This window comes from Yinghuangia sp. ASG 101, assembly GCF_021165735.1.
In the GTDB taxonomy this organism is placed as follows: domain Bacteria; phylum Actinomycetota; class Actinomycetes; order Streptomycetales; family Streptomycetaceae; genus Yinghuangia.
The window spans coordinates 4,802,237-4,825,012 of the sequence record NZ_CP088911.1 but is presented as its reverse complement, the minus strand read 5'-3'; the positions used below and the strand labels follow the sequence as shown (position 1 = coordinate 4,825,012).

Here is a 22,776-nt window from a genome sequence, read left to right as displayed (position 1 = left end):
GCGTTCCGCAGCCGCACCCGACAGGCGTCAGTGCGCTTGGTACGCCAAGCGGTCCGGTCCGGGGAGAGCCGATGGACAGCACGGTTGGGCCACCGCCGGCCGCTCCGATGACATCGGCCGCGTCCGCGATTCCGGCCGCCGGGACACCGCGTACCGCCGCCGCGCCGCCGGGGCCGCACCCCGGAGCCGGGCCCGAGCCCGCCCCGCCCGCGGCCGCCGTCCCCGGCCTCGGCGACTGGCCCGTACGCCCGCGATCCCCCGGAGTCTCGCGCCGAGCCCGCCGCCGGGCCCTGCGGATGCGAATAGCGCGGGCCGCGGCCGTATTCGCCGTCGCGGCGGGGTTGTTCGCCACCGTCGCGCTCGCCGCGGCGCCCTCGCGGACGACGTCCGGGCCGCCACCGCCCCCGGTCCCCGACACCCCGCTGCCCCGCGTCACCACCCCGCCCATCCCCCTCGCACCGGTCGGCGTCGACGGCAAGGCGTGGGTGCAGTACCAGGGTTGGTGCGTCGGCGACATCACCCCGGAAGGCGACGTCATCGGAGCCGAGACCTGCCGCTTCCTCCCCGAACCCGGCCGGATCGACGTCACCGTCCTCAAACCGGGCCGCTACGCGCCGCCCGACCACTCACTCGTCGTGGTCGTCGTGGTCGGCCAGGCGTGGCCGCGCCTCGGCTACGAGGCGACCATGTCCGACCTGGACAGCTCGAACGCCATGGTCCTGGACCGGCCCGCGGGGCTGCTGGGCGTGGTGTTCTTCTGGGGCTACACGCGCGGCGGGCAGGTCGACATCACCGTCACGAACGCCGACGGCGCGCACTTCGCGAGCTGCCACGACTGCGCGCTCCTCGACAACTGACCCCGGCCCACCGCGCGCGCTGCTTGATCAGCGCAGCGCCTGCTCCAGGTCGGCGAGCAGGTCGTCGGCCGTCTCGATGCCGACCGACAGCCGCACCAGGTCGCCGGGCACCTCGAGGGCCGAGCCCGCCGCCGACGCGTGGGTCATGCGCCCCGGGTGCTCGATCAGCGACTCGACGCCGCCCAGCGACTCGGCGAGGGTGAACAACCGGGTCCGGCCGCAGACCTCGACGGCCTCGGACTCGCCGCCGGCCACCCGGAACGACACCATCCCGCCGTACGCCTTCATCTGCTTCACCGCGACGTCGTGGCCCGGGTGCCCGGGCAGCCCCGGGTACAGCACCTCGGACACGCCCGAGTGGCCCCGCAACAGCCCGACGACGCGCTCGGCGTTCGCGCAGTGCCGGTCCATGCGCACGCCGAGGGTGCGGATGCCGCGCAGCGTCAGCCACGCGTCGAACGGCCCGGCCACCGCGCCCATCGCGTTCTGGTGGTAGGCCAGCTTCTCGCCGAGCCCGGCGTCGGCCGCGACGAGCGCCCCGCCGACGACGTCCGAGTGACCGCCCATGTACTTCGTGGTCGAGTGCACGACCACGTCGGCCCCCAGGCTCAGCGGCTGCTGGAGGTACGGCGACGCGAACGTGTTGTCGACCACCAGCAGCGCGCCCGCGTCGTGGGCGATGTCCGCGAGCACCGCGATGTCGGCGACCCCGAGCAGCGGGTTGCTGGGCGTCTCGCACCAGATGACCTTGGTCCTGCCCGGCACGACCGCCGCGCGCACGGCCTCCGCGTCGCCGGACGCCGCCGGGGTCCAGCCGAGGCCCCACCGCTCGGACACGTTGGCGAAGAGGCGGAAGGTGCCGCCGTACGCGTCGTCCGGGATCACCACGTGGTCGCCGGGCACGCAGACCGTACGCAGCAGGCAGTCCTCCGCGGCGAGCCCGGACGCGAACGCCAGCCCGCGCGCGCCCGCCTCCAGCGAGGCGAGGCACTCCTCCAGCGCGGTGCGCGTCGGGTTCCCGGAACGGCTGTACTCGTAGCCGCCGCGCAGACCGCCGACGCCGTCCTGCTTGTAGGTGGAGACCTGGTAGATCGGGGGGACGACCGCGCCGGTGTGGGGGTCGGGCTCCTGGCCGGCGTGGATCGCACGCGTCTCGAAACCGTGCGCGATGTCGTCGCGCGGGGCGTCCTGCGGGGTGCCGCCGGGGGCGGATTGCGCTGCGCTCATGCGCGCAACGCTAGCGCCTGGAAGCGGCCGTCCCGTCCATCGCGCGCGCGTCCGCGGGGAAGTCGACGCGGAGCGGACAGCGGCGGAATCCGGGCGGCGCCGCGATTGTTGCGCCTACCGTACCGACGTCTCGACACCGACCATCCGACGACGGAGGAGACCGTGCTCTTCAACCGCGCCACGTTCAATCCGCGCATGCCCGGCCCGGACGAGGCCCTGAAAGGCCGTCCGGAACGCCCGTTCTCCGTCCCGGCAAGCCACACCGTCCTCGGCAACCCCTTGGACGGGCCGTACCCCGCCCACCTCGAGGTCGCCGACTTCGGCCTCGGCTGTTTCTGGGGTGCCGAACGCAAGTTCTGGCAGACCCCGGGGGTGTGGACCACCGCGGTCGGCTACCAGGGCGGCACCACCCCGAACCCGACCTACGAAGAGGTCTGCAGCGGCCGGACCGGCCACACCGAGGTCGTCCGCGTCGTCTTCGACCCCGCACAGGTCTCGTACGAAACCCTGCTCAAGGTCTTCTGGGAGGCCCACGACCCCACCCAGGGCTACCGCCAGGGCAACGACGTCGGCACCCAGTACCGCTCCGCCGTCTACACCCACTCCCCCGCCCAGGAAACCACCGCGAAGGCCTCCCGGGACGCCTACCAACACGTCCTCACCAAGGCCCTCCACAACGCCATCACCACCGAAATCCTCCCCGCCCCCACCTTCCACTTCGCCGAGCCCTACCACCAGCAATACCTGGACAAAAACCCCAACGGCTACTGCGGGATCGGCGGCACGGGCGTCAACCTAAGTGACCCTGGTCCCGACGCGTGGGGCTCCTGCCCGGTCGGGCTCACCCCGACCGACGGGTGATCAGGCCCTCTGACCGTGGCCCGGTACGGACTACGCCCCCTCACGATCCGGGAGGGGGCGTACGCGTACAGGCTCAGACAGCCCGGAACCGTGACATTAGGGCTTGGACTTCGGGTTGGTCCTCGTAGCCGCTCAGGCGCCCCTGTAGACCCTCCATGGCGGCGGTTACGCGGATTGACGGGATTCCGTCCGAGAGATCGAGTGCTCGGTGTGCGGCGCTCGTCGCCGCCTCCAACTCGCCGCGTTGTACGTGGCTGGCGGCTAGAACGGCTTGGCTGAGTGAGGCTCGGCGGTTGCGTTTCTGTTGCTGTGCGGCGGCGATCGATTCGCGGGCGAACCGTTCCGCGTTGCCCGCGTCGTTCATGTCACGCAGGCTCGCGGCAATCTCGCCGGTCACGTAGGCGGTATCGATGAAGCGCGCCCACTCGGGTTCGTTGTCGTGGTTGATCGTGTCGTACGTCTGCTCGGCGTTGCCGATGGCGCGTACGGCGGCCATGACGTCGCCGAGTACAGCGTGTGCGCGGGCTTCCAAGACGTAAAGGTCGGTGAGTGCGGCGGGGGCGTGAACTCCGCGTAGGCCGTGCTGTCCCGCGCGCGCAAGGTTCAAGCCTTCTTCCGGATATCCCAACTGGGTTGCCTGGTCGCTGAGTCCAGCGAGTACGTGGGCTCCGAGCATGCGGTTTCCCGATGCTTGAGCAAGCCTGAGGGACTGAATCAGGTAGCGCTCGGCAAGTCCGTGGCGGCCGGAGTCGAAGGCCATCCATCCGGCCAAATATGTCTGCTCGCTGGCGACTTCGTACAACGACTGCTGCACGGTCGGCGCCTGTGGCTGCTCGACGAGCGGCATCACGTGTTCGGTGAGGTACTGGGCCACAAGCCGGCGCGCGGTGTCGCCTCCCCCTCCGATGACGTCCATCTCTTGGAAGGTGCCGAACGCTTCGCGCATGACGTCGATCTGCTCGGGGCCTACGCGGCGCGGCTTGTCCGCGTCGAACTGGTCGAGGCTGGCCAACAGCCAATCCCTACTCGGTGATGCCAAAGCGGCCACGGCGAATGTGGCGTTGGTGAGGAATGATCGTCGGTGCACGTCGCTACTCCCCAGGCTGGCTACTGTCGCCAGGGTATCTGTGAGCGAACGTGCGTATGAAAGTCCGATCTCAGCCTGCGGACGGGCTTCTTCGGTCGTTTGCTGCGCGGGGATGACCGTTCCTGTGACGACGGTCGGTTTGCTTGAGCGCTCCCACGGGCGCGGAGCGAGACCAACCATCTCGCCTGGAATGCGCATCGCGTCGGTGATCTGCTCAACCTTGCTGAGGCTGGTGACTTCGCCCTGTCCTCTGGCCAGTTCGCCGACGCGTTGGGCTTTGATGTCGCAGGCATCGGCAATCTTCTGGAAGCTGATGCCGCCCCACTTCTTGGCCAAAGCGAACACGGCGCCAAAGTCGCGAACGCGTAAGGCGGTTCGCATGTCGTCGCGATCAAGCACGTGCGGCGGTAAGGCTGCCGGTGAGAGGTAGTCGTCCATGAGTCGGCGTCCCCCTGATCGCGCCTCGTCGTTTGAAGATGATCACCGTCGGTCGCGAGTCTACCCCTCATGGTTATGCCCATCATGGGCATACGTGCCGGGTGGTGACGCCGAAATCCTCGGTGCATGACCGGTACATCGACGGAACGGCCCTACCTGCGGTGGGTGTTGACGGAGACTGCGGCGGCGTGGGTGCCTGCCTCGGGACCTCCGGATGCGCTCGGGGCGGGGACTTGGGCGGCGGCGTCGCGTCGGGCTGCGGGAGTGGACTCCGGGCCGTTGGCGCTGCGTTCGGCGTCTTGGTCGGTGGACACCTCGGCGGCGGGGTGTGCTCGGGATCTCGCGTCGGCGGCGTTGGCCGATTGGGGTTTGTCGGTCCTTGCCGACGATGTGCGGTTGTGTGCGTCGGAGTTGGTGGGCAACGCGATTGTTCATCCGAACTGGCCTGTCGACGTGGTGTGCACGTCGTGCCGGGTCACGTTGCGGGTGGCGTTGTTCGCGGGCGGGTGGCTGACCCTCGAAGTGGATGACGGCGATCCGGGGACGCCTCGTATGCCGGACCTGGGTGCGGCGGTTCCTGACACGGAGTCAAATTGCGGGCGCGGGTTGTGGCTGGTGTCGGTGTTGGCGGACGGCTTGGACTGGTGGGCGCATCCGATCGGCGGGAAGACCGTGCGGGCGTGGTTTGACCTGCGTCGTCGTGACGTGCGTCACCGGTTCGGAGCGGAGCCTGTACGAGAGGGGATGGGGCGTGGGTGACGTAACAGAAGACATGGCGCATGTGATCGCCCCGTGCGAACTGCCGGGGTACGCCTCCGTGTTGCGCGTGCCGGACGGTTCGGGTGGTTGGGTGTCCGTGCCGCTGAGGGTGGCCGAGCATCGGGCGATAGCTGAGCGGATGGTGGCGATGCTCGGTGTGGAGATCGGCCCGCTCGTGTCGAGCGATGAGGACGGGTGCGCGTTGTGTGAACGGTGCGGGGCGTATCGGCCCCGTTGGCAATTGGTCGCCTCCTCGTTTCCGGCGGATCGTCCGGGGGTGGGCGTGATGGAGACGCGGTGGATTTGCGTGGCGAGTTGCGACCTGCCGGGTGGGGAGGTGGCGGTATGACTCCGCGTGGTCCGGTGCGTCTGGCGTCGAAGCGCACGTGTCCGACGGGGTTGCGGGTGTTCGCGCTGAACAACGCAGCGAAGGAGTACGCGCGTCAGACGATGGCGCGGGCGCGGGATTCGTCGGTGAAGATCGTGCCGTATCCGTGTCGTCGGTGCCGTGGGTGGCATGTGCGCGTGGTGGAGGACAGAAAGCCGCTCCGTTAAGAGCCCGTGTCGCCTGCCCTTGCTCCAGCGTCGGGGTGGGCGGCACGACACGGCGCCGGTATGCCCTGGGTCCTCCGTCTGGGGTGGGCGCCGATGGTCACGGTCCATGCCCCTGGATCTCGTGACCGGTAGCAGCGGCCCGGCTCCGCCCGGTCGGGCCGCTGCTGCCTCTGTGTGTTCCTGAGACGAGCTTGCCGGACCGCCCCTTGGTCCCTGAGAAGACAGGGGCGGTCCGGTGGGGAGTGCCCTGGTAGGCGCGTTACCCCGGTGCCGATGGTACCGGGGTGTTCGTCGTGCCCGGGGCCTCCGGCGTCGATCACGGGGTCACGAGTTCGGGAAGGTGCTGGTCCGAAATGGAAGGTATGGCGGGGGAGTTCGGGGAACCCGGGGAAGGCGGGGGTTGGGATCCGGCTGCCGCGCTGTGGGTGCCGGGGGTGGATTACGTGAGTGCGTGGCGTGAGGCGAAGCGTTCGGCGGACCGACTGAACGAGGCGTTCGCGGCGGCGGGGTTGGGGGCGGATGTGCGGGCGGTGGCGGTATCGGGGGCGGATGGGTCGGCGTCGGTGCGGGTGCGGGCGACGTCGCGGGCGGCGCGTCGGTTGGCGGGTCTGGTCGTGCAGGGGGCGCGGTGGGGTTGGCCGGGGCGGATGATCTCGGGGGCGTTCCGCGGTCGGCGTAAATGATCTTGATCCTTGGGGGCTCCGGGGTCGGTGTGATCGCGGTGTGTGGCGTCTCCGGGTGTGGTGCGTCCGGGGGATCCGATGTCGGCACCGCCCCCGGACACTCCTCCGATCTCCCCCATGCCGCGCGGCGCGTCTGCGTCCTCGGCCGGGTGAGGGTCGCGCGGCGGCGGTGACGGCGCCAGGGGCCTACGGGACGTCAGCACGAGACCCGGTCCACGGCATGCCGGGGACCGGGTGGCATGCCGTGGGTTCCGCGCGCTGGGCAGCGCAGCGCCACCACATGGGCGCGTCGTACGGGGCCGCAGGCCGGCGTCGTGGGTGAGCGGCTGCGGCACCACGCTGGGACAAGCGCGCCCCGGTCGCGGCCACAGGTCGCGCGGCGCCCCCCGGCGCCTCGCAGCGACAGCTGCGACGTTCCCCCCGCGCATCGCCTCGGATCGCGTCCGGCCGTGTGCACGGCGGGCGAACTGTCGTTGGTCGGCGCGGCTGGAGGGTGGGGCGCTGCCGTCGACCGGGACCGGCCGAAGGCCGCAGCCCGGTCGGGCGGCACGGCGCCCGGCGCCGCGAAGCGGCGCCCTTGAGCAAGTAAATAAGAGTTCGGCCACGGTCCCGGCTGCTGCGCGGGTGACGGTGCGTCAGACTCCGCTGCGGGTGCGCTTGGTGGTCTCGGCCGTGAGCTGGTAGTCGGCGTGGAGGACGTCGGCGGCGGCGCGGGTCTCCTCGTAGAGGAGCGGCCCGGCGGTGTCGCTGTGGGTCACGCGTCGGATGATCAGCACCGGTACGCCTGCGGCAAGGCGGAGCGCGGTGGCCTCGTCGGGCGTGGGCATGCGGGCGCTGACGTGCTCGGTCCACGTGAGGCGGTGCCCTGCGGCGGTCAACGCGTCGTAGATCTCGGCGGGCGGCCGGTGCGGGTCGCTTTCGAGGGCGGTCCCGTCGGCGGTGGCGAACGGGATCACGGTGCGGTGCAGCACCCGCGCGCCGCTGTCCTGATGGACCATCAGACGGTCGGCGCCGAACGCGGCTTCCCCCTCCCCCACCCCCAGTAGCGGGCCGGTGGTGGCGTCGGTGGTGGTGCGGTAGCGGCTCGGCTCCTCGGCGGCGGTCATGGCGTCGGGGATGTGGTGGCGGGCCGTGGCGCCGGTTCCGGTGCGGGTGACGCGTCGGTCGAGTCCGCCGGTCGGCGTGGCCTGTTCGCGGACGTAGGCGCCGCGCCCGTGCTCGACCTTGACGATGCCCTCGGCGCGTAGTGCCGCGATGGCCTGGCGCACGACGGGCCGTGACACCCCGTACTCGGCGATCATGGCGGCCTCGGACGGCAGCTTGGTCCCTGGGGGGTACTCGCTGGTGCCGATCCGCGCGCGGATGTCGTCGGCAACCTGCGTCCACAAGTTCTCGGGGCGCTGCAAGGCCATCGTCGGGACCCTCCTCGTGTATGCCCGGCGGCGTAGGAATCCCGGGCTGCCGTTCCGTATGTGTCTCGCGTCTGTCTCAGTACGTCTCGCTGACGTCACTCGTCATGATAAGTGTTTGCGCTCCCGGGCCACTAGAGGCTAGAACTCGTCATGACGAGTTACGTCCCTATAAGGGGGCGGCTCGCTATGGCTGGGAGGCCAAGACATGCAGAGCATCCCTGTGGATGTGTCCCGGCTCGGCACGCTGCGGTGCGTGGTCGAGCCGGAAGTGCGAACGAACTTCGAGACGGGAGAGATCAAGCGGGGCCGTGACGGCATCGCGATGTGGACGGTCGGGGTGTCGGTGCGTCAGGCCGACTCCCGGCGCGCGTCGGTGATCGAGATCTCGGTTCCGGGCGAACCCTCGGGGATCGAGGAAGGTTCGCCGGTCGCGGTGGTGGGCCTGGTGGCGGTGCCGTGGTCGCAGGGCGGCCGGAACGGGATCGCTTTCCGGGCCGAATCGATCGCGTCGGCGTCGGCGTCGGCGGTCGCACCGAAGAGCGGCGGCAAGAGCGGCGGTGTCGGCTGATGACCGGGGGCGGCCACGGGCCGGGTTTCGACTCGGCGTGTGAGGTGTGCCGGGTGCTCCTCGGCCTGCGGATCCTGGGCCGGTATCAGCAGCGTCTGTCTGCGGTGCCGCGCTTCGGGCTGTGGCGGCCGGGCGCGGTGGCGACGGTCGCGGATGTGGCGCTGGACGTGTCGGTGTGCGCGCTGATCCTGCGCACTCCCGGAGCGGGCGGTGCCCATGACGCGGCGTTGGGGGTGATCAGTGATGGCGGGTCCTGAGCACACCGACGCGTACAGCTGTGACCTGGGGGCTTCGTGCCCCCGGGCGCGGCTGTTGGCGGAACTGGAGTTGCTGGCGTGGTACCGGGATCGCCTCGCGTCGGATTGGGACGCGCGGCACCTGGTGCACGTCGGCCACGCGGCGGAGAACGCGGCCGGGCTGGCGTTCGGCCCGATGTGCGGGGGTGAGCACGGATGACGCAGATGCTCGTGTCGTGGGCCGTGGTGCTGGTGGTCGCGGCCGTGTGGTACGGCGCTCCGCTGGTGAAGGGGCGTCAGGAAACGCTGTGGTGGCGGTTCGTCGGCTACCCGCACGCGGTCGTTCGCGTGATGCTGACGTGGCGTCGGCTGGCCGAGCGCTGCGACCTGGCCGTTGCCCGGGGTCCGCAAGTCGGCGTCCTGGGCGGCCTGTTGGTGCGGGGTCGGGCGGTGCGGTTGTACCCGCCGCGTCGCGGGATGCCGCGCCGCACGGATGTGGGGATGACGGTGCGGCTGACGCTGCATCCGGGCCAGACCCCGGACATGGTGGCGGCGTGCGCGGAAGCGATCGCGCATGCGTGGCGGATGCACGCGGTGCGGGTGTCCTCCCCCGAGCGGGGCCGGGTGCTGCTGACGTGCCTCGCGATAGATCCGCTGGCGTCCGTCGAGCGGGACGACCCTGCGGCGGACAAGACCGATGCCGCTGATCCGGACGCGCTGATGCGGGTGAAGCTGGGGCGTCTGGAAGACGGCGCGTCGTGGGAACTCGATTTCCGCGTGGTGCCGCATCACCTGGTCGTCGGGGCCACGCAGTCCGGGAAATCGACGTGGATGGCGTCGTTGGTGTGCGGGCTCGCTCCGCGTCCGGTCGCGCTGGTCGGGATCGACTTGAAGGGCGGGATGGAACTGTCGTTGTTCGAACCGCGCTTGTCGGGGATGGCGACGGACCGGCCGGGGGCGGTGCGCCTCCTCGGCGCGCTGGTGGATGTGGCGCTTGAGCGGATGGCGACGTGTCGGGTGCACGGGGCGCGGTCGGTGTGGGACCTGCCGGACCATGTGCGGCCGGTGCCGGTGGTCGTGCTGGTCGATGAGGTCGCGGAGATCTTTCTCGCCGCGTCGCGCGATGAGAAGAAGGAGGCGGAAGCGGCCGTGATGTCGCTGGTGCGGCTGGCGCAACTCGGCCGGGCCGTGGGCGTGTTCCTGGTCGTGGCGGGGCAGCGCGTCGGGGCTGACCTCGGGCCGGGGGCCACCGCGCTGCGGGCTCAGCTCGGCGGCCGGGTGTGCCATCGGGTGAGTGATCCGGGGACGGCGGCCATGGCGCTCGGGGACCTTCACCCCGAAGCGGTGGACGCGGCGCTGTCGATCACGCCGGAGCGTGCGGGCGTGGCGGTGACGGTGGTGGACGGCGGCTGGGTGCTGGCGCGGGCGGCGTATGTGTCGGCGGGTGACGCGGCGGTGATCGCGGCGGGGCACGCGGACATGACGCCGAGCATGCCGGAGTTGATCGCGGCTCTGATGCCGCCGAGTGAAGGGGGCAAGCGCGGTGGATGAGACGACGACAACGACGGCGAACGTCGCCGATGTGCCGTTCACGCTGCTGTTCGGGCTCGTGGTCGTCTTGTTGGTTCGGTCCGGTGAGCTCAAGCTCTGGATTGCGACCGTGAGCGGCTTGTTCGGGTTCTATCTGGCGTCGAGTGGTGCTGCTCCGCTGATTCGGAATCTGTCGGTGTGGCTGCTGACCGGTCTCACGCACACGTACTGACGGGGAGAACTGGCATGGCGATGAAGCGTGTTCGATGCCCGGTGTGCGGGGGCTGGCCGTGGCGGCGTACCCGTGCCGGTGGTGTGCGGCGGTGCCGCTGCTGCCGGGGACGCGGACAGATCCGCTGACCGGCGGCCGTGCCGCACGAGGGTGAAGGGTTGCCCGCTGTTACCCCGGTGCAGTGTCCGGGGGAACCGCGGGCAACCCGCACCGCAGCGTGACGACGTAGGTGGGCCTGCCTCGTCCCCGGGTGCCTTTTCCGGGGGCGTGGCCGGCACACCGCCCGACCATCTCCGCTCTGTTCCGACCTGGCTATTCGATGCGAAAGGACGCCCCGATGACCTACCGCCCCTGCACCGACCGCACTTCGCACGCTCGAATCTCGTTGCCTTGGAGGCACCCGCCGTGACCGGCTTCAATGATGCCGAGTACCGCGCGTGGAGCCGGGCCGAACACGAACGATCGGCCCGGCTCCACGCGCTTTCTCCGACAGACCGCGACATCGTCCGTATCGCCAACCGCCCCGGTTTCGGTCGGTGGCAGGAACAGATCAGGGCTACGGGCGGATGCGCGAACCCGGTCTACCTGACCGGATCCACGACTATCCGCGACACCGCAACCGGGGCGGTCGTCGCGCACTACTCAACCGAACACGAACCCGGCGGCCGTCTCGCGGTGCGATGCCGCAACCGCCGCGCCTCGGTCTGCCCGTCGTGCTCGTACGAGCATCAGGGCGACACTTACCATCTCATCCGCGCGGGCCTCGTCGGCGGCAAGGGCGTACCGGCGGAAGTCCGAGACTCCCCCCGGCTGTTCGTGACCCTCACGGCTCCGTCCTTCGGGACGGTGCACCGGGCCACGTCCGGCGGGGAGCGCTGCCACCCGCGTCGTGACCGGGGCACCTGCGAACACGGGGCGCCGCTCGGCTGCCCCGCCCGGCACGGCGACGACGACCGGCGCATCGGCCAACCGCTGTGCGTCGCCTGCTATGACTACGCCGCACACGTGCTCTGGCATGCGCACGCCGGGGCGCTGTGGGACACGTTCGTACGCACGCTGCGGCGGCGCCTCGCCACCCGGGCCGGGGTCGCCCGGTCCCGGCTGCGGGATGTGTTGGTCGTCGCGTTCGGGAAGGTTGCGGAGTATCAGGCGCGCGGGGCGGTGCACGTTCACGCGGTGGTCCGGCTCGATGGCCCGGACGGGCCCGGCAGCAGCCCGCCGACCTGGGCCACGGCGGAACTCGTGGCGGACCTGGTCCGGGACGCCGCTGCGGCCGTGCGGGTGTACGCACCGGAGACTGACCAGCTCGGCTCGCCGGTGCTGCGGTGGGGCGCGCAACTGGACGTGCGGCCCCTGGTGCGGCCCCTGCGCGCCGAACTCGGCGGCGACGACGCGGTGTCGGATGACGCGGTGGCGTCCTACGTGGCGAAGTACACGACGAAAGCGAGCAGCGACGCGGGGGCGGGCGACACACGCATACGCGACCGCGATGAGATCGCGTTGATGCGGGGCACCGACCACGCGCGGGCGCTGATGCGGGCGGCGTGGGACCTCGGCGGCATTCCCGAACTCGGCGGGCTGCGGCTGCGGGCGTGGGCGCACACCTACGGATATCGGGGCCACGTGCTGACCAAATCCAGAACGTTTTCCACGACGTACCAGGCGCTGCGGGCCGCGCGGCGGGACTGGCGGGCTGCGGCGCACGGCGTGCGGACGGCTCCGGACACCGACACGGTGACGGAGTCGGCGTGGCATTACGCGGGGAGCGGTCACACGGTCGGCGAAGCAGCGATCGCGGCGGGGATCGCGGAGGACCTCGCACGTATGCGCGACGTCTTGCGTGCTTTACGGTACGTGCCTGCGGCAAGCAGAGGTGTGGTTTGACCCAGCCGCAGGATGATCCAGATGAGATGCGTGAGCGCGTAGCACGTTCGCGCGCCGCACAGGGCCTACCACCGACTATCGAAGATCTCGCGGTCATCGAACGAGTCGCCCGAGTCTTCGAACTGATAGAGCCGCGCCCGATCGAGGCATCGACCGTGGCGCGGCTCACCAGCTGACGTCATGCGATCCAGTCGAAATCGAACCGGTCGGGGTCCCACTTCCTCCGAGGATCCGCCGGTTTGACCGTTATCGCCTTGACGACGGCCGCGACGATCACGCGTCGCTGCGAGACGTTCATGTCCTTCCAACGGGCTCGCATGTCGTCCTCGGTGCCGATGAAGGCGGCAAGCGCGTTCGCCGTGGTCGCGCGTGCCAACTTGGCCCGTCCCGCCTCCAACCGCGCCTGCACGGGTGTTCGGGCAATCAACCACTCTTTGCGAGAGATGAGGCCCTCACCGTGATCTTGTGCCAAACCTTCCAACTGCTCTTCGTCGGCGCGCATCTGCGCCTGCACCTGCGCTGTCTCGTCGTCTTGCCGACGCAGGCGACGGGCGAATGCCGGAGAAGCCAATGCCGTGATCAGCATGTCGCGCACATGGTCGTCCGTCTTGGCCGCATTCGTCGCGGTGCCGCCGCACGCGTCGGTACCGGGCATGTTCGGGCACACGTACCGGGGCACCCCGGATCGCGGGCGCCCCACCATGCCGCATCCGCAAGGCTTCCCGTCGGCGCGGGGCTTGCCGCAACGCAGGATCCCGGACAAGAGGTATTTCCGCCCGTTGGCAGCAGGGTTGTACTTCCTGACTCGCGCGGGATCCGACAGCAAAGCGCGCACGCGGTCCGAATCTTCCGCGCTGATGATCCCCGGCCACACCGCATCAGCGACGATTTCGCCGAGCAACGGGCGCGTGGTCTCACCTGCGCTTCGCGGGCTGTGCTCACGCCGTCCGCTGATCCGGGCGGACGCAAGTAGCCTCCGAAGCGTTCGCGGCTGCCAATGGTTGCCCTCCGGGGTTCGCACGTCGCGGGCCTTAAGAGCCCGACTGATGCTCGACAGGGACTCGCCTGCAAGCACGCGCTTTACGGCCTCGCGAATCACCTCCGCCTCTTCCTTGATGATCGTCACGCGGTCATCCGCATACCCAAAAGGGCGCCTGCCTCCGCCCGCGACCTTCCCTGCCTCGGCGCTCTGGCGGCGCTGCCGCTTTTGCCGCTCGGCCTTGTGCTCCGCCTCGTGCCGTGCGGCGGCCCCCAGCATGCGGGCGATCATCCGTCCGGTCGGCGTGGCCAAGTCGATTTCACCGGTGACGGTCGCAAGCTCGACCCCTTGGCGGTCCGCAATATCGATCACGTCTTCCAGCTCGCGCGGCGAGCGGGTGAGACGGTCCACATGCCAACAAGCGATCGCCGTGACGACTCCCGCGCGGACGTCCGCCAACATGCGGTCCCACTGCGGGCGCGGCGCGCCCGAGTAGGCGCTGACGTCGTTGTCCGCGTAGACGTCGACAACGATCCAATCCCGGCGCTCACAGAGCGCGCGGCAGTCTGCTTCCTGGCGAGCGATGCCGAGTCCGGCACCCTCGCGATCCTGGCTGATCCGGCAGTAGATAGCTGCTCGTCGCATCCCCATGGGTCACATAGGTACACCCCCGTAGGCACGGGCGTGGCTTGTCCGGTTGGGCTCGGTCGGGCCGGTGGGTGAGTTTCGGTCGCGGTGCTTCGGTCGGCGACGGCGAGTCGGGGATCGTCGTGCCGCCGGCCGGTCCGGTGGTGAACGGGTGCGCTTCGCGCCTTCGTCGGCCGCGTAGGTGTACCCCGCGTGTCCGGTTGGGGTTGGCGTGGGTGGGAGCTGCTGTGGGCGGTCGGGGGGTTGCGTGCGGATACTGGGGGAGGCGGGGGCGTAGCGAGGAGGCGCCATGGCTGTCGGCGTGAGGCCGTATCTGCTGGAGCCGGGCCAGGGGCTCGGCGGGGAGCGTGCGTTCTTGCGGCAGCCGCTGCGGCTGCTGACGACCGGGCAGGAGACCGGCCAGGCGCTGACGCTGTCCGAACAGCGTGTCGAACACGGGTTCGCCACCCCGCTGCACGTCCACCACATCGAGGACGAGTCGTTCTACGTCGTCGCGGGTGAGGTCGACATCGCCTGCGGTGACGAGCGGTGGCGTGCGGTCACGGGCTCCTTCGCGTTCCTCCCGCACAGCGTGCCGCACGCGTTCCGGGTCGTTTCCGACGAGGCGGTCCTGCTGCGGTTGTCGCGGCCGGCGGGCTTCGAGGAGTTCGCCGCGGAGGTCGCCGACGTGGAGTCGGCCGAGGAGAACTACCCGCGGATCGCGGAGGCGGCGCACCGGGCCGGGTACGAGGTGCTGGGGCCGCCGCCGTTCTGAGGCGGGCGTCCGCGCTTCGGGCTCAAAAACGATCGTGGGGTACGGCGTCGTCGCCGTACCCCACGTCTCTCGGCCGGGCCTATTCGAGCGTCCGACCGGTCCGCTCGTCGTCGGGGCTCTCGATGTGGATGTCGTCCACCGAGATGTTGACCTCGACCACCTCGAGACCGGTCATGCGTTCGACCGCGTCGATCACGTTCTCGCGCACGTCGGCCGCGACCTCGGAGATCGCGACCCCGTACTCGACGATGATCGTGAGGTCGACCGCGCACTGGCGCTCGCCGACCTCGACGCTGACGCCCTGGGCGACGTTGGGCTTGCCGCCCGGCACCCGTTGCCGCACCGACGCGAAGGCCCGCGCGACGCCCTTGCCGAGGGCGTAAACGCCGGATACCTCGCGGGCCGCGACGCCGGAGATCTTGGCGACGACGGAGTCGGCGATCGCGGTGCGCCCGCGCTCGGACGAGAGCGCGGACACCTGGATCGCGTGGCCGGTGGTGGCGGGCGTCGAGCCGCCTGTCGTCCCGGAATCTGTTGCCGACTTGGTCGGGCGCTCTGCCATGGGAACCTCTTTCGTCGTGCCCAGGCGGTGCCAGGCAGGCCGTCTGGTGGCTACAAAGCCTTGGCTTTCCCCGGAACCACCTGCCGCATTCGCTGATAAATCACACAAATCCTTGTGCAGCCGCACCCCCGGTACACCGAAACGCGCTCCAATTCGCCCGCGAAAAGCCTTGAACCCGACAGACGATGCACTTCTGATGGGGTGTCAGATGAGGGCGGCCCGCGGCCGGCCCGCGGCGCGGACGAAAGAGGGGATCAGTGGAGAGGTTCCAGGACCGGCGGATCATCGTCACCGGCGGCGGCTCCGGCATCGGCCAGGCCACCGTGCTGCGCCTGCTCCGCGAGGCGGGCACCGTGCACACGGTCGACGTCAACGCGGACGGACTGGCGAAAACCCACGCGATGGCCGAGGAGGCGGGTGTCGGCGCCAAGCTGACCAGCGCGGTCCTCGACGTCTCCGACGAGGCCGCGGTCGCCGACGGCGTGGGCGAGGCGATCGCGCGCCTCGGCGGCCTGGACGTGCTGGTCAACGCGGCCGGCATCCTGCGGGCCGGGCACACCCACACGTTCTCGCTCGACGTCTGGAACCGCATCATCGCGGTCAACCTGACGGGGACGTTCCTGGTCACCCGGGCCGCGCTGCCCGCGCTGCTGGAGAGCGGCGAGGGCGCGGTCGTGGTGAACTTCAGTTCGACGTCGGCGGCGTTCGCCCACCCCTACATGGCCGCGTACGCCGCGTCCAAGGGCGGCGTCGACTCGTTCACCCACGCGCTCGCCCTGGAGTACAGCCGCCAGGGGCTGCGCGCGCTGTGCGTCGCGCCGGGCAGCATCTCCAGCGGAATCGTCGACGACACCCCGAACCAGGTGCCCGCGGACGCCGACTGGGAGCTTTTCGCCAAGCTCATGCCGATCGTCGGCGAGGGCATGGCGCACCCGGACGTGATCGCCGGGATGATCGCGGCGCTGGCGTCGGAGGACGGCAAATTCGTCACCGGGACGACCCTGCGCATCGACGGCGGCACCCACGCCTGACGGCACGCGCCGAGAACGACGGCGGGCGCCGTACGGTCTCCCCGTACGACGCCCGCCGCATCAGCCCTGACGGCTCGCTGTCGCGACTCCGCGACGGCTCAGCCGAAGTTGGCGCAGGTGTTGCCGATCGCCGGGTTCAGGACGCCGATGACGCTGACCGTGTTGCCGCAGACGTTCACCGGAACGTGGACGGGCAGCTGGACGTTGTTGCCCGACAGGACGCCGGGCGAGCTGACGGCGGCACCGTCGGCGCCGGTGCTCGCCTGAGCGGCACCCATGCCCGCGCCCAGGAGACCGCCGGCAGCGGCGACGATGACGACGGCCTTCTTGAACGTGTTCATTGTTCCTCCATGTCACAGGGCCACGCTGTCCACGCGGCATCCGGGACAACGAAGGAACAGCGAAGCGGGCACGCCCTGACACGGGATTCACCCATTGGGAGCCGACACGGCACCTGGCGGGGGCCGACGACCGCGGCGCACGCGGTCCGGCGGGCACCGAGACCCGGCCGTTCGGCGACCGCGAACGCCCGGCGGCATCGACCCCGCGGAGGGTGCCTCAGCCCTCGTCCTCGTCCACCTCGTCCTCGTCCTCCGGCGCGTACTCGACCGCCTCGGACTGCCAGCCCGCCTCGCTGAGTTCGGTGCCCGGCACGTCCGCGACGAGCGCGAAGGGGTCGATCAGGTACGAGACCGACTCGGCGACGTCCGCCTCGATCGCGGCGATGGCGTCGGCGCGCTCCTCGGCGTTGAGGTCGTCGTCGCCCTTGACGGCGCCCAACGCGGCCGTACGCAGGGCTCCTTCGTCGGTGACCTCCAGCACGATGTCCAGGCTGAGCCGGATGAACTGGGGAGTCTCGGAAACAGGTGCGGTGTCCATGGCAGGAGCCTAGGCCGTGTCCGGGGGATCTCGGCGCCGCTCACGCCGCATCGCCGCCCCGAGCGGGCCGCCCCCCGCGTCACGCGCTCCGCGACCGTGCGGGGACGGGCCCGGGCACGAGCGCGCCGGAGCGCCGTTTGGGGAGAGGCACCGGACCGCGGCGCGATGCGATCGTCACGCGCACCGGCCCGGGACCGTGCTCGGCACCACCGGCACGCTGACGCGGACCACCCCCTCCGCGAACCGCCGCCGACCGGTCAGGCCCGCCCGGTCGAAGACGCCGAGCATGCGCCCGTTGCCCGGCAGTACGTGGGCCCGCAGCTCGGCCATGCCGCGCGCCCGGGCGAGCGAGCCGAGCCGCCGCAGCATCGCCGTGCCGAGGCCTCTCCCCTGCCACGCGTCCTCGACCAGCAGCGCGAGTTCGCCGCTGCCGGGGTCGTTCGTGTGCATCAGGGAACCGACCGCGGCGATGCCGCCTTCCGGCCGCACGGCGACCAGCGTGACGCCCGCGCGCGGTACGAGGAGGCGTTCGAGCGCCGGGCGCGGCAGACGCGGGATCGCGGTGAAGTACCGCAGCCGCCGGCTCTCCGCGGAGCAGCGGTCGTGCATGTCCTGCACCTCGTCGACGTCGTCGGCCCGCCCGGGGCGGAGAAGCACCTCGGTGCCGTCCGACAGAAGCAGCCACATCCCCGTGGAGGCGGGTGGTGGGACCGGTGCGCCGGAGACGACGAGGCGGGCGAGGGCGGCGGCGCGCGCGGCCTCGGTCATCGTGAACGGCATCCCGGCCCGGCCCACGCGCACCGCGCGGCCGTCCGGCACCGGGACGTACAGCACGTCGGTGTCGTCGGTGCGGACCCCGGTGAGCGACCCCTTGGCGTCGACCCACGCGGCCCCGTCGGCGTCCAGCAGCTCGACGAGCGCCTGAGGCAGCGTGTCGGGGTGGTCGCGCAGGCGAGCGGCGAGGACGAGCGCCTTGGTGGGCGAGTCGACCAGCTCGTGCGCGTCCGCGGCGCGCGTCACCACGTCCCGGCCGCCCGCGGCGATCAGGCCGTCCGCCAGCCGGCTCGCGGGCACCGACGCGGGCGCGTGGACGAAGAACTCGTCGACCGGTCCGGCCGCGCACGCCTGGACGTTCAGGGCCAGGACGTTCGTGTCGTGGGCCGCGAGCACCGCGGCCAGCCTCGCCAGGCGTCCCGGATCGTCGTCGACCTGCGCGCGTACACGCCACAGCGCCATGTTGATCACCTCCGTGCGGGTTTGGGCACGTGATCAAGATTCACCCGAACGTGTTACGCGTCGACTACGTCGGCATGACCGGGCGGTACGGACCCGCCCGGCCGTGTAAGAACCGTGTCTCGCCTGCGCGGCGAGACGGACGCCGTCAGGTGCCGGCCAGGTGCCCGAGAAGGTCCTGCCGGGTGACGACCCCCTGCGGCTTCCCGTCGACCAGCACGAGCGCCGCCGCCGCGCCCTCCAGAACCGCCGCCAGCCGGGCCACCGATTCGCCGGAGCCGACCACCGGCATCGGCGCCGACATGTGTTTCTCCAGCGGATCGGCCGAGGCCGCGCGGCCCGAGACGAGGGCGTCGAGCAGGTCGCGCTCGGCGATCTTGCCGACCACCTCGGCCGCCATCACGTCGGGGTGGCCGGCGCCCGGCTTGACCACGGGCATCTGGCTCACCCCGAACTCGCGGAGGATGCCGATCGCCTCGCCCACCGTCTCGTCCGGATGCACGTGCACGAGCGCGGGCAGGCCGCCCTGCTTGCGCGACAGGACGTCCCCGACCGTGGCCTCCCCCGGAGCCCCCTCCAGGAATCCGTGGTCGGCCATCCACTCGTCGTTGAACACCTTGCTGAGGTAGCCGCGGCCGGAGTCGGGCAGCAGCACCACGACCACGTCGTCCGGTCCCAGGCGCTCGGCCGCCCGCAGCCCCGCGACGACCGCCATGCCGCACGAGCCGCCGACCAGCAGGCCCTCCTCGCGGGCGAGCCGGCGGGTCATCAGGAACGAGTCGCGGTCGGAGACGGCGATGATCTCGTCGGGCACGGACGGGTCGTAGGCGGTCGGCCAGAAGTCCTCCCCGACCCCTTCGACGAGGTACGGCCGCCCGCTGCCGCCCGAGTACACCGAGCCCTCGGGGTCCGCGCCGATGACGCGCACCCGGCCGTCCGAGACCTCCTTGAGGAAGCGGCCGGTCCCGCTGATCGTGCCGCCGGTGCCGACACCCGCGACGAACGCCGTGACGCGTCCTTCCGTCTGCTCCCAGATCTCGGGGCCGGTCGCGGCGTAGTGCGACTCGGGGTTGTGCGGGTTCGAGTACTGGTCGGGCTTCCACGCGCCCGGCGTCTCGCGGACGAGGCGGTCGGACACGTTGTAGTAGGAGTCCGGGTGCGCGGGGTCGACCGCGGTCGGGCAGACGACGACGTCGGCGCCGTACGCCCGCAGCACGTTGATCTTGTCGGTGCTCACCTTGTCGGGGCACACGAAGACGCACCGGTAGCCGCGCCGCTGGGCGACCATCGCGAGCCCGACCCCGGTGTTGCCGGACGTCGGCTCGACGATGACGCCGCCCGGGCGCAGCTCGCCGGACGCCTCGGCGGCGTCGACCATGCGCACCGCGATGCGGTCCTTGACCGAGCCGCCGGGGTTGAAGTACTCGACCTTCGCGAGCACGGTCGCCCGCAGTCCTTGGGTGACGCTGCCGAGCCTGACCAGCGGGGTGTTGCCGATCAGATCGAGCATCGAGTCGACGTAGCGCACAGGGCTCCTTCGCATCCTCGCCGGTCCGCCGGGTCCACCGGGGTCCGCCAGGTGGCCGGGAGTGGCCGGTCACCGGACACCTTAGGACGAAACAACACGCACGCGACGCGCACTCGGCCCACCACCGCGACGGACGCGCCGCCGGGGGAATTCGGCGTCGTGACCGTCGGTTAGGGTCGTCACACGGGAGTCTCGGAATTCCCCTCCACCGGAATTCCGTTGACCCAGAGCAAGGCGCAGAGCACGCACAGCGGGAGGAGCCCGGATGACGACCATCCCCACCACCCCCGGGCCGTCCCGATGATCCGCACCCGGACGGCGCGCCGCATCGCCGCCGCCGCGGCGTTCGGAGGCGGCGGCGTCGGCGTCCTGACCGGCGCGATGTTCGCGGTGCTGTACACCGAGGCCAAGCTCGCCCGGCGCACGGTCGGCACCCCGGTCGGCGAGCCGCCGACCGCCGACGGCGTGTACGGCGAGTTCCAGGACGCGGACGAGCCGCCGATCCGCCTGGCGGTGCTCGGCGACTCGTCGGCCGCCGGGCTCGGTGTCGAGGACCCGCTGGACACCCCCGGCGCGCTGCTCGCGTGCGGCCTGTCGGCCGTCGCCGAGCGCCCGGTGCGGCTGATCGGCGTGGCCAAGTCGGGCGCGCAGTCGTCCGACCTGGAGCGCCAGGTGACGCTGGCGCTCACCGCCGACCCCGACGTCGCGATGATCATGATCGGCGCCAACGACGTGACCCACCAGGTGCGCCCGGCGGATTCGGTGCGCCGCCTCGAACAGGCCACGCGCCGCCTCATCGCCGCCGGTACCGAGGTCGTCGTGGGGACGTGTCCCGACCTGGGCACCATCGAGCCGATCGCGCAGCCGCTGCGCTATCTCGTCCGGCAGTGGAGTCGCAGCCTCGCCGCCGCGCAGACCATCGCGGTGGTCGAGGCGGGCGGCCGTACGGTGTCGATCGGCGCGCTCCTGGGCCCGGAGTTCGCGGCCCGGCCGGGCGACCTCTTCGGGCCGGACCGGTTCCACCCGTCCGCGGAGGGCTACTCGACCGCCGCGATGGCGATCCTGCCGTCGCTGTGCGCCGCGCTCGACCTTTGGCCGCTGGACGAGGAGCGCCCCGACAGCTTCCGGGGCGAGGGCGTGCTGCCGATCGCCGTCGCGGCCGTCGAGGCCGTCGAGGAGGGCGGTACGGAGGTCGCCGGCACGCGCGTCGCGGGCAACGAGCGCGGACCGCGCGGGCGCTGGGCGCTGCTGCGGCACCGCCGTCGGCGGCGCATCCCGGCCCCGGCGTCCCCCGAGGACGGGGAGACAGGCGAGGACAAGGACGGCGAGCCGGACGACGCGGGCGACGCCGCGACGCCGTGTGGCGCGGCACAGGCTCCGGGGACGGGCGACGACGCGGAATCGCCGTCGAGTAGCCTGATCTGACTGGCCATCAGAAGAAGGAGTGGGGCAGATCGCACCGCGAACCGCGGTCACGCCCCTCCCCTCTTCGTCTACCAGGAAGTAACTTCAGCCAGACGAGAGACCCCGCCTCCTCGTACCGACGGCGCCAAGGAGTACACGCATGCCCGAAGCAGTCATCGTCGCCACCGCGCGCTCGCCCATCGGCCGCGCCTTCAAAGGCTCGCTGAAGGACGTACGCCCCGACGACCTGGCCACCACGATGGTCCGGGCCGTGCTGGACAAGGTGCCCGCCCTCGACCCGCGCGACATCGACGACCTGATGCTCGGCTGCGGCCTGCCCGGCGGCGAACACGGCTTCAACATGGGCCGCAACGTGTCGGTCCTGCTCGGTCTCGACCACCTGCCGGGCACGACGATCACCCGCTACTGCTCGTCGTCGCTCCAGACGACGCGGATGGCGCTGCACGCGATCAAGGCCGGCGAGGGCGACGTCTTCATCTCGGCCGGCGTCGAGGTCGTCAGCTCGTCGCGCACCAAGGGCAGCAGCGACTCCATACCCGACACCAGGAACCCCGCCTTCGCGGACGCCGCGGCACGGGTCAAGGACGCCGCGGAGAACGGCGGCACCTGGACCGATCCTCGCGAGTCCGGCCTGCTGCCGGACGTCTACATCGGCATGGGCTTCACCGCCGAGAACCTCGCGCAGCACAAAGGCATCACGCGCGCCGACCAGGACGAGTTCGCGGTCCGGTCGCAGAACCTCACCGAGAAGGCCATCGCCGACGGCTTCTGGGCCAAGGACATCACCCCGGTGACGCTGCCCGACGGCACGGTCGTCAGCGCCGACGACGGCCCGCGCCCGGGCACCACGCTGGAGGCGGTCTCGCAGCTCAAGCCGGTGTTCCGCCCCGACGGGACGGTCACCGCCGGGAACGCGTGCCCGCTCAACGACGGCGCCGCCGCGCTGGTCGTCATGTCCGACACGAAGGCGCGCGACCTGGGCCTGACGCCGCTCGCGCGCGTGGTGTCCACCGCGGTCACCGGCCTCTCCCCCGAGATCATGGGGTACGGCCCGGTCGAGGCGTCGCGCCTGGCCCTGAAGCGCGCCGGGCTGACGACGTCGGACATCGACCTCGTGGAGATCAACGAGGCGTTCGCGGCGCAGGTGATCCCGTCGTACCGCGACCTGGGCTTCGAGCTGGACAAGGTCAACGTCAACGGCGGGGCCATCGCGATCGGCCACCCCTTCGGCATGACCGGCGCCCGGATCACCAGCACGCTGATCAACTCGCTCCGGTGGCACGACAAGCAGTTCGGCCTGGAGACCATGTGCGTGGGCGGCGGCATGGGCATGGCGATGGTCCTGGAGCGGCTGAGCTGATCCGCTCGGGGCCGGGTGCCCCGGGAACCGCGCACCCGTGACACCGCG

At 71.2% G+C, this 22,776-nt stretch carries 24 protein-coding genes; 15 read left to right on the top strand and 9 right to left on the bottom strand.

The window, feature by feature from the left end:
* Positions 1 to 71 precede the first annotated feature (71 nt).
* A complete protein-coding gene (locus tag LO772_RS20785; RefSeq protein ID WP_231773531.1) occupies positions 72 to 857 on the top strand; it encodes a hypothetical protein in 786 nt (261 codons plus the stop codon).
* A gap of 27 nt (positions 858 to 884) precedes the next feature.
* On the opposite strand, the gene LO772_RS20780 is transcribed toward LO772_RS20785, so the two are convergent.
* Positions 885 to 2,084, bottom strand: a complete 1,200-nt coding sequence (locus LO772_RS20780; RefSeq protein WP_231773530.1) for a cystathionine gamma-synthase — start codon at positions 2,082 to 2,084, stop codon at positions 885 to 887.
* A gap of 162 nt (positions 2,085 to 2,246) precedes the next feature.
* On the opposite strand from LO772_RS20780, the gene msrA reads away from it, so the two are divergent.
* Positions 2,247 to 2,945, top strand: coding sequence for a peptide-methionine (S)-S-oxide reductase MsrA (gene msrA, locus LO772_RS20775; protein WP_231773529.1), 699 nt, complete (start codon positions 2,247 to 2,249; stop codon positions 2,943 to 2,945).
* Between the two features lie 73 nt (positions 2,946 to 3,018).
* Here msrA and LO772_RS20770 read toward each other — a convergent pair whose 3' ends face one another.
* The gene (locus LO772_RS20770; RefSeq protein WP_231773528.1) at positions 3,019 to 4,470 is read right to left on the bottom strand and encodes a transcriptional regulator; all 1,452 of its coding nucleotides are present in this window, start codon (positions 4,468 to 4,470) and stop codon (positions 3,019 to 3,021) included.
* Positions 4,471 to 4,776: 306 nt separating this feature from the next.
* Here LO772_RS20770 and LO772_RS20765 point away from each other — a divergent pair, with 306 nt between their 5' ends.
* Positions 4,777 to 5,229, top strand: a complete 453-nt coding sequence (locus LO772_RS20765; protein ID WP_231773527.1) for an ATP-binding protein — start codon at positions 4,777 to 4,779, stop codon at positions 5,227 to 5,229.
* Positions 5,222 to 5,578, top strand: a complete 357-nt coding sequence (locus LO772_RS20760) for a hypothetical protein (RefSeq protein WP_231773526.1) — start codon at positions 5,222 to 5,224, stop codon at positions 5,576 to 5,578. Before LO772_RS20765 ends, LO772_RS20760 begins: the two co-directional genes overlap by 8 nt.
* A gap of 1,524 nt (positions 5,579 to 7,102) precedes the next feature.
* Here LO772_RS20760 and LO772_RS20755 read toward each other — a convergent pair.
* A complete protein-coding gene (locus LO772_RS20755; RefSeq protein ID WP_231773525.1) occupies positions 7,103 to 7,879 on the bottom strand; it encodes a GntR family transcriptional regulator in 777 nt (258 codons plus the stop codon).
* Between the two features lie 205 nt (positions 7,880 to 8,084).
* Here LO772_RS20755 and LO772_RS20750 point away from each other — a divergent pair, with 205 nt between their 5' ends.
* From LO772_RS20750 to LO772_RS20720, 7 genes are all read left to right on the top strand, one after another.
* Positions 8,085 to 8,447 carry an SCO3933 family regulatory protein gene (locus tag LO772_RS20750; RefSeq protein WP_231773524.1) on the top strand — a complete coding sequence of 121 codons (363 nt, stop codon included), beginning with the start codon at positions 8,085 to 8,087 and terminating at the stop codon, positions 8,445 to 8,447.
* Positions 8,448 to 8,500: 53 nt separating this feature from the next.
* Positions 8,501 to 8,704, top strand: coding sequence for a hypothetical protein (locus LO772_RS20745; protein ID WP_231773523.1), 204 nt, complete (start codon positions 8,501 to 8,503; stop codon positions 8,702 to 8,704).
* Entirely contained in the window at positions 8,691 to 8,903 is a 213-nt protein-coding gene (locus tag LO772_RS20740; RefSeq protein WP_231773522.1) for a hypothetical protein, read from the top strand. Before LO772_RS20745 ends, LO772_RS20740 begins: the two co-directional genes overlap by 14 nt.
* 281 nt (positions 8,904 to 9,184) lie before the next feature.
* A complete protein-coding gene (locus LO772_RS20735; RefSeq protein ID WP_231773521.1) occupies positions 9,185 to 10,234 on the top strand; it encodes an FtsK/SpoIIIE domain-containing protein in 1,050 nt (349 codons plus the stop codon).
* Positions 10,227 to 10,445, top strand: a complete 219-nt coding sequence (locus LO772_RS20730; RefSeq protein WP_231773520.1) for a hypothetical protein — start codon at positions 10,227 to 10,229, stop codon at positions 10,443 to 10,445. The genes LO772_RS20735 and LO772_RS20730 overlap by 8 nt, the downstream gene beginning before the upstream one ends.
* 405 nt (positions 10,446 to 10,850) lie before the next feature.
* Complete coding sequence (locus tag LO772_RS20725) at positions 10,851 to 12,329, top strand: replication initiator (protein ID WP_231773519.1); 1,479 nt, start codon at positions 10,851 to 10,853, stop codon at positions 12,327 to 12,329.
* Complete coding sequence (locus LO772_RS20720; protein WP_231773518.1) at positions 12,326 to 12,505, top strand: hypothetical protein; 180 nt, start codon at positions 12,326 to 12,328, stop codon at positions 12,503 to 12,505. Before LO772_RS20725 ends, LO772_RS20720 begins: the two co-directional genes overlap by 4 nt.
* Before the next feature lie 2 nt (positions 12,506 to 12,507).
* Here LO772_RS20720 and LO772_RS20715 read toward each other — a convergent pair whose 3' ends face one another.
* Positions 12,508 to 13,959, bottom strand: coding sequence for a recombinase family protein (locus LO772_RS20715; RefSeq protein ID WP_231773517.1), 1,452 nt, complete (start codon positions 13,957 to 13,959; stop codon positions 12,508 to 12,510).
* 286 nt (positions 13,960 to 14,245) lie between these two features.
* On the opposite strand from LO772_RS20715, the gene LO772_RS20710 reads away from it, so the two are divergent.
* Positions 14,246 to 14,710 carry a cupin domain-containing protein gene (locus LO772_RS20710; RefSeq protein WP_231773516.1) on the top strand — a complete coding sequence of 155 codons (465 nt, stop codon included), beginning with the start codon at positions 14,246 to 14,248 and terminating at the stop codon, positions 14,708 to 14,710.
* Between the two features lie 79 nt (positions 14,711 to 14,789).
* Here LO772_RS20710 and LO772_RS20705 read toward each other — a convergent pair whose 3' ends face one another.
* Positions 14,790 to 15,272 (bottom strand): Asp23/Gls24 family envelope stress response protein, encoded by a 483-nt coding sequence (locus LO772_RS20705; RefSeq protein ID WP_231773515.1) that lies wholly within the window; start codon positions 15,270 to 15,272, stop codon positions 14,790 to 14,792.
* 257 nt (positions 15,273 to 15,529) lie between these two features.
* On the opposite strand from LO772_RS20705, the gene LO772_RS20700 reads away from it, so the two are divergent.
* Positions 15,530 to 16,303, top strand: a complete 774-nt coding sequence (locus LO772_RS20700; RefSeq protein ID WP_231773514.1) for an SDR family NAD(P)-dependent oxidoreductase — start codon at positions 15,530 to 15,532, stop codon at positions 16,301 to 16,303.
* A 98-nt stretch (positions 16,304 to 16,401) separates the two neighbouring features.
* Here LO772_RS20700 and LO772_RS20695 read toward each other — a convergent pair whose 3' ends face one another.
* The 4 genes from LO772_RS20695 to LO772_RS20680 all read right to left on the bottom strand — a co-directional run bounded on the left by LO772_RS20695 (position 16,402) and on the right by LO772_RS20680 (position 19,943).
* A complete protein-coding gene (locus tag LO772_RS20695) occupies positions 16,402 to 16,644 on the bottom strand; it encodes a chaplin (RefSeq protein WP_231773513.1) in 243 nt (80 codons plus the stop codon).
* 217 nt (positions 16,645 to 16,861) lie between these two features.
* Positions 16,862 to 17,182 carry a hypothetical protein gene (locus LO772_RS20690; RefSeq protein WP_231773512.1) on the bottom strand — a complete coding sequence of 107 codons (321 nt, stop codon included), beginning with the start codon at positions 17,180 to 17,182 and terminating at the stop codon, positions 16,862 to 16,864.
* 174 nt (positions 17,183 to 17,356) lie between these two features.
* Positions 17,357 to 18,418, bottom strand: a complete 1,062-nt coding sequence (locus tag LO772_RS20685) for a GNAT family N-acetyltransferase (RefSeq protein ID WP_231773511.1) — start codon at positions 18,416 to 18,418, stop codon at positions 17,357 to 17,359.
* Positions 18,419 to 18,563: 145 nt separating this feature from the next.
* On the bottom strand, positions 18,564 to 19,943 hold the full coding sequence (locus LO772_RS20680; protein WP_231773510.1) for a cystathionine beta-synthase: 1,380 nt from the start codon (positions 19,941 to 19,943) through the stop codon (positions 18,564 to 18,566).
* Positions 19,944 to 20,243: 300 nt separating this feature from the next.
* Here LO772_RS20680 and LO772_RS20675 point away from each other — a divergent pair, with 300 nt between their 5' ends.
* Positions 20,244 to 21,368, top strand: a complete 1,125-nt coding sequence (locus tag LO772_RS20675; RefSeq protein ID WP_231779650.1) for an SGNH/GDSL hydrolase family protein — start codon at positions 20,244 to 20,246, stop codon at positions 21,366 to 21,368.
* 139 nt (positions 21,369 to 21,507) lie between these two features.
* On the top strand, positions 21,508 to 22,728 hold the full coding sequence (locus tag LO772_RS20670) for an acetyl-CoA C-acetyltransferase (RefSeq protein ID WP_231773509.1): 1,221 nt from the start codon (positions 21,508 to 21,510) through the stop codon (positions 22,726 to 22,728).
* Positions 22,729 to 22,776 lie beyond the last annotated feature (48 nt).

Bases quoted from the DNA above. Each gene is read 5' to 3' on its own strand.
- LO772_RS20780 (WP_231773530.1), bottom strand. From the start codon at position 2,084: ATGAGCGCAGCGCAATCCGCCCCCGGCGGCACCCCGCAGGACGCCCCG.
- LO772_RS20770 (WP_231773528.1), bottom strand. From the start codon at position 4,470: ATGGACGACTACCTCTCACCGGCAGCCTTACCGCCGCACGTGCTTGAT.
- LO772_RS20675 (WP_231779650.1), top strand. From the start codon at position 20,244: ATGATCCGCACCCGGACGGCGCGCCGCATCGCCGCCGCCGCGGCGTTC.
- LO772_RS20710 (WP_231773516.1), top strand. From the start codon at position 14,246: ATGGCTGTCGGCGTGAGGCCGTATCTGCTGGAGCCGGGCCAGGGGCTC.
- LO772_RS20715 (WP_231773517.1), bottom strand. From the start codon at position 13,959: ATGGGGATGCGACGAGCAGCTATCTACTGCCGGATCAGCCAGGATCGC.
- LO772_RS20735 (WP_231773521.1), top strand. From the start codon at position 9,185: ATGACGGTGCGGCTGACGCTGCATCCGGGCCAGACCCCGGACATGGTG.
- LO772_RS20705 (WP_231773515.1), bottom strand. From the start codon at position 15,272: ATGGCAGAGCGCCCGACCAAGTCGGCAACAGATTCCGGGACGACAGGC.
- LO772_RS20755 (WP_231773525.1), bottom strand. From the start codon at position 7,879: ATGGCCTTGCAGCGCCCCGAGAACTTGTGGACGCAGGTTGCCGACGAC.
- LO772_RS20685 (WP_231773511.1), bottom strand. From the start codon at position 18,418: ATGGCGCTGTGGCGTGTACGCGCGCAGGTCGACGACGATCCGGGACGC.
- LO772_RS20695 (WP_231773513.1), bottom strand. From the start codon at position 16,644: ATGAACACGTTCAAGAAGGCCGTCGTCATCGTCGCCGCTGCCGGCGGT.
- LO772_RS20670 (WP_231773509.1), top strand. From the start codon at position 21,508: ATGCCCGAAGCAGTCATCGTCGCCACCGCGCGCTCGCCCATCGGCCGC.
- LO772_RS20750 (WP_231773524.1), top strand. From the start codon at position 8,085: ATGCAGAGCATCCCTGTGGATGTGTCCCGGCTCGGCACGCTGCGGTGC.
- LO772_RS20690 (WP_231773512.1), bottom strand. From the start codon at position 17,182: ATGGACACCGCACCTGTTTCCGAGACTCCCCAGTTCATCCGGCTCAGC.
- LO772_RS20785 (WP_231773531.1), top strand. From the start codon at position 72: ATGGACAGCACGGTTGGGCCACCGCCGGCCGCTCCGATGACATCGGCC.
- LO772_RS20740 (WP_231773522.1), top strand. From the start codon at position 8,691: ATGGCGGGTCCTGAGCACACCGACGCGTACAGCTGTGACCTGGGGGCT.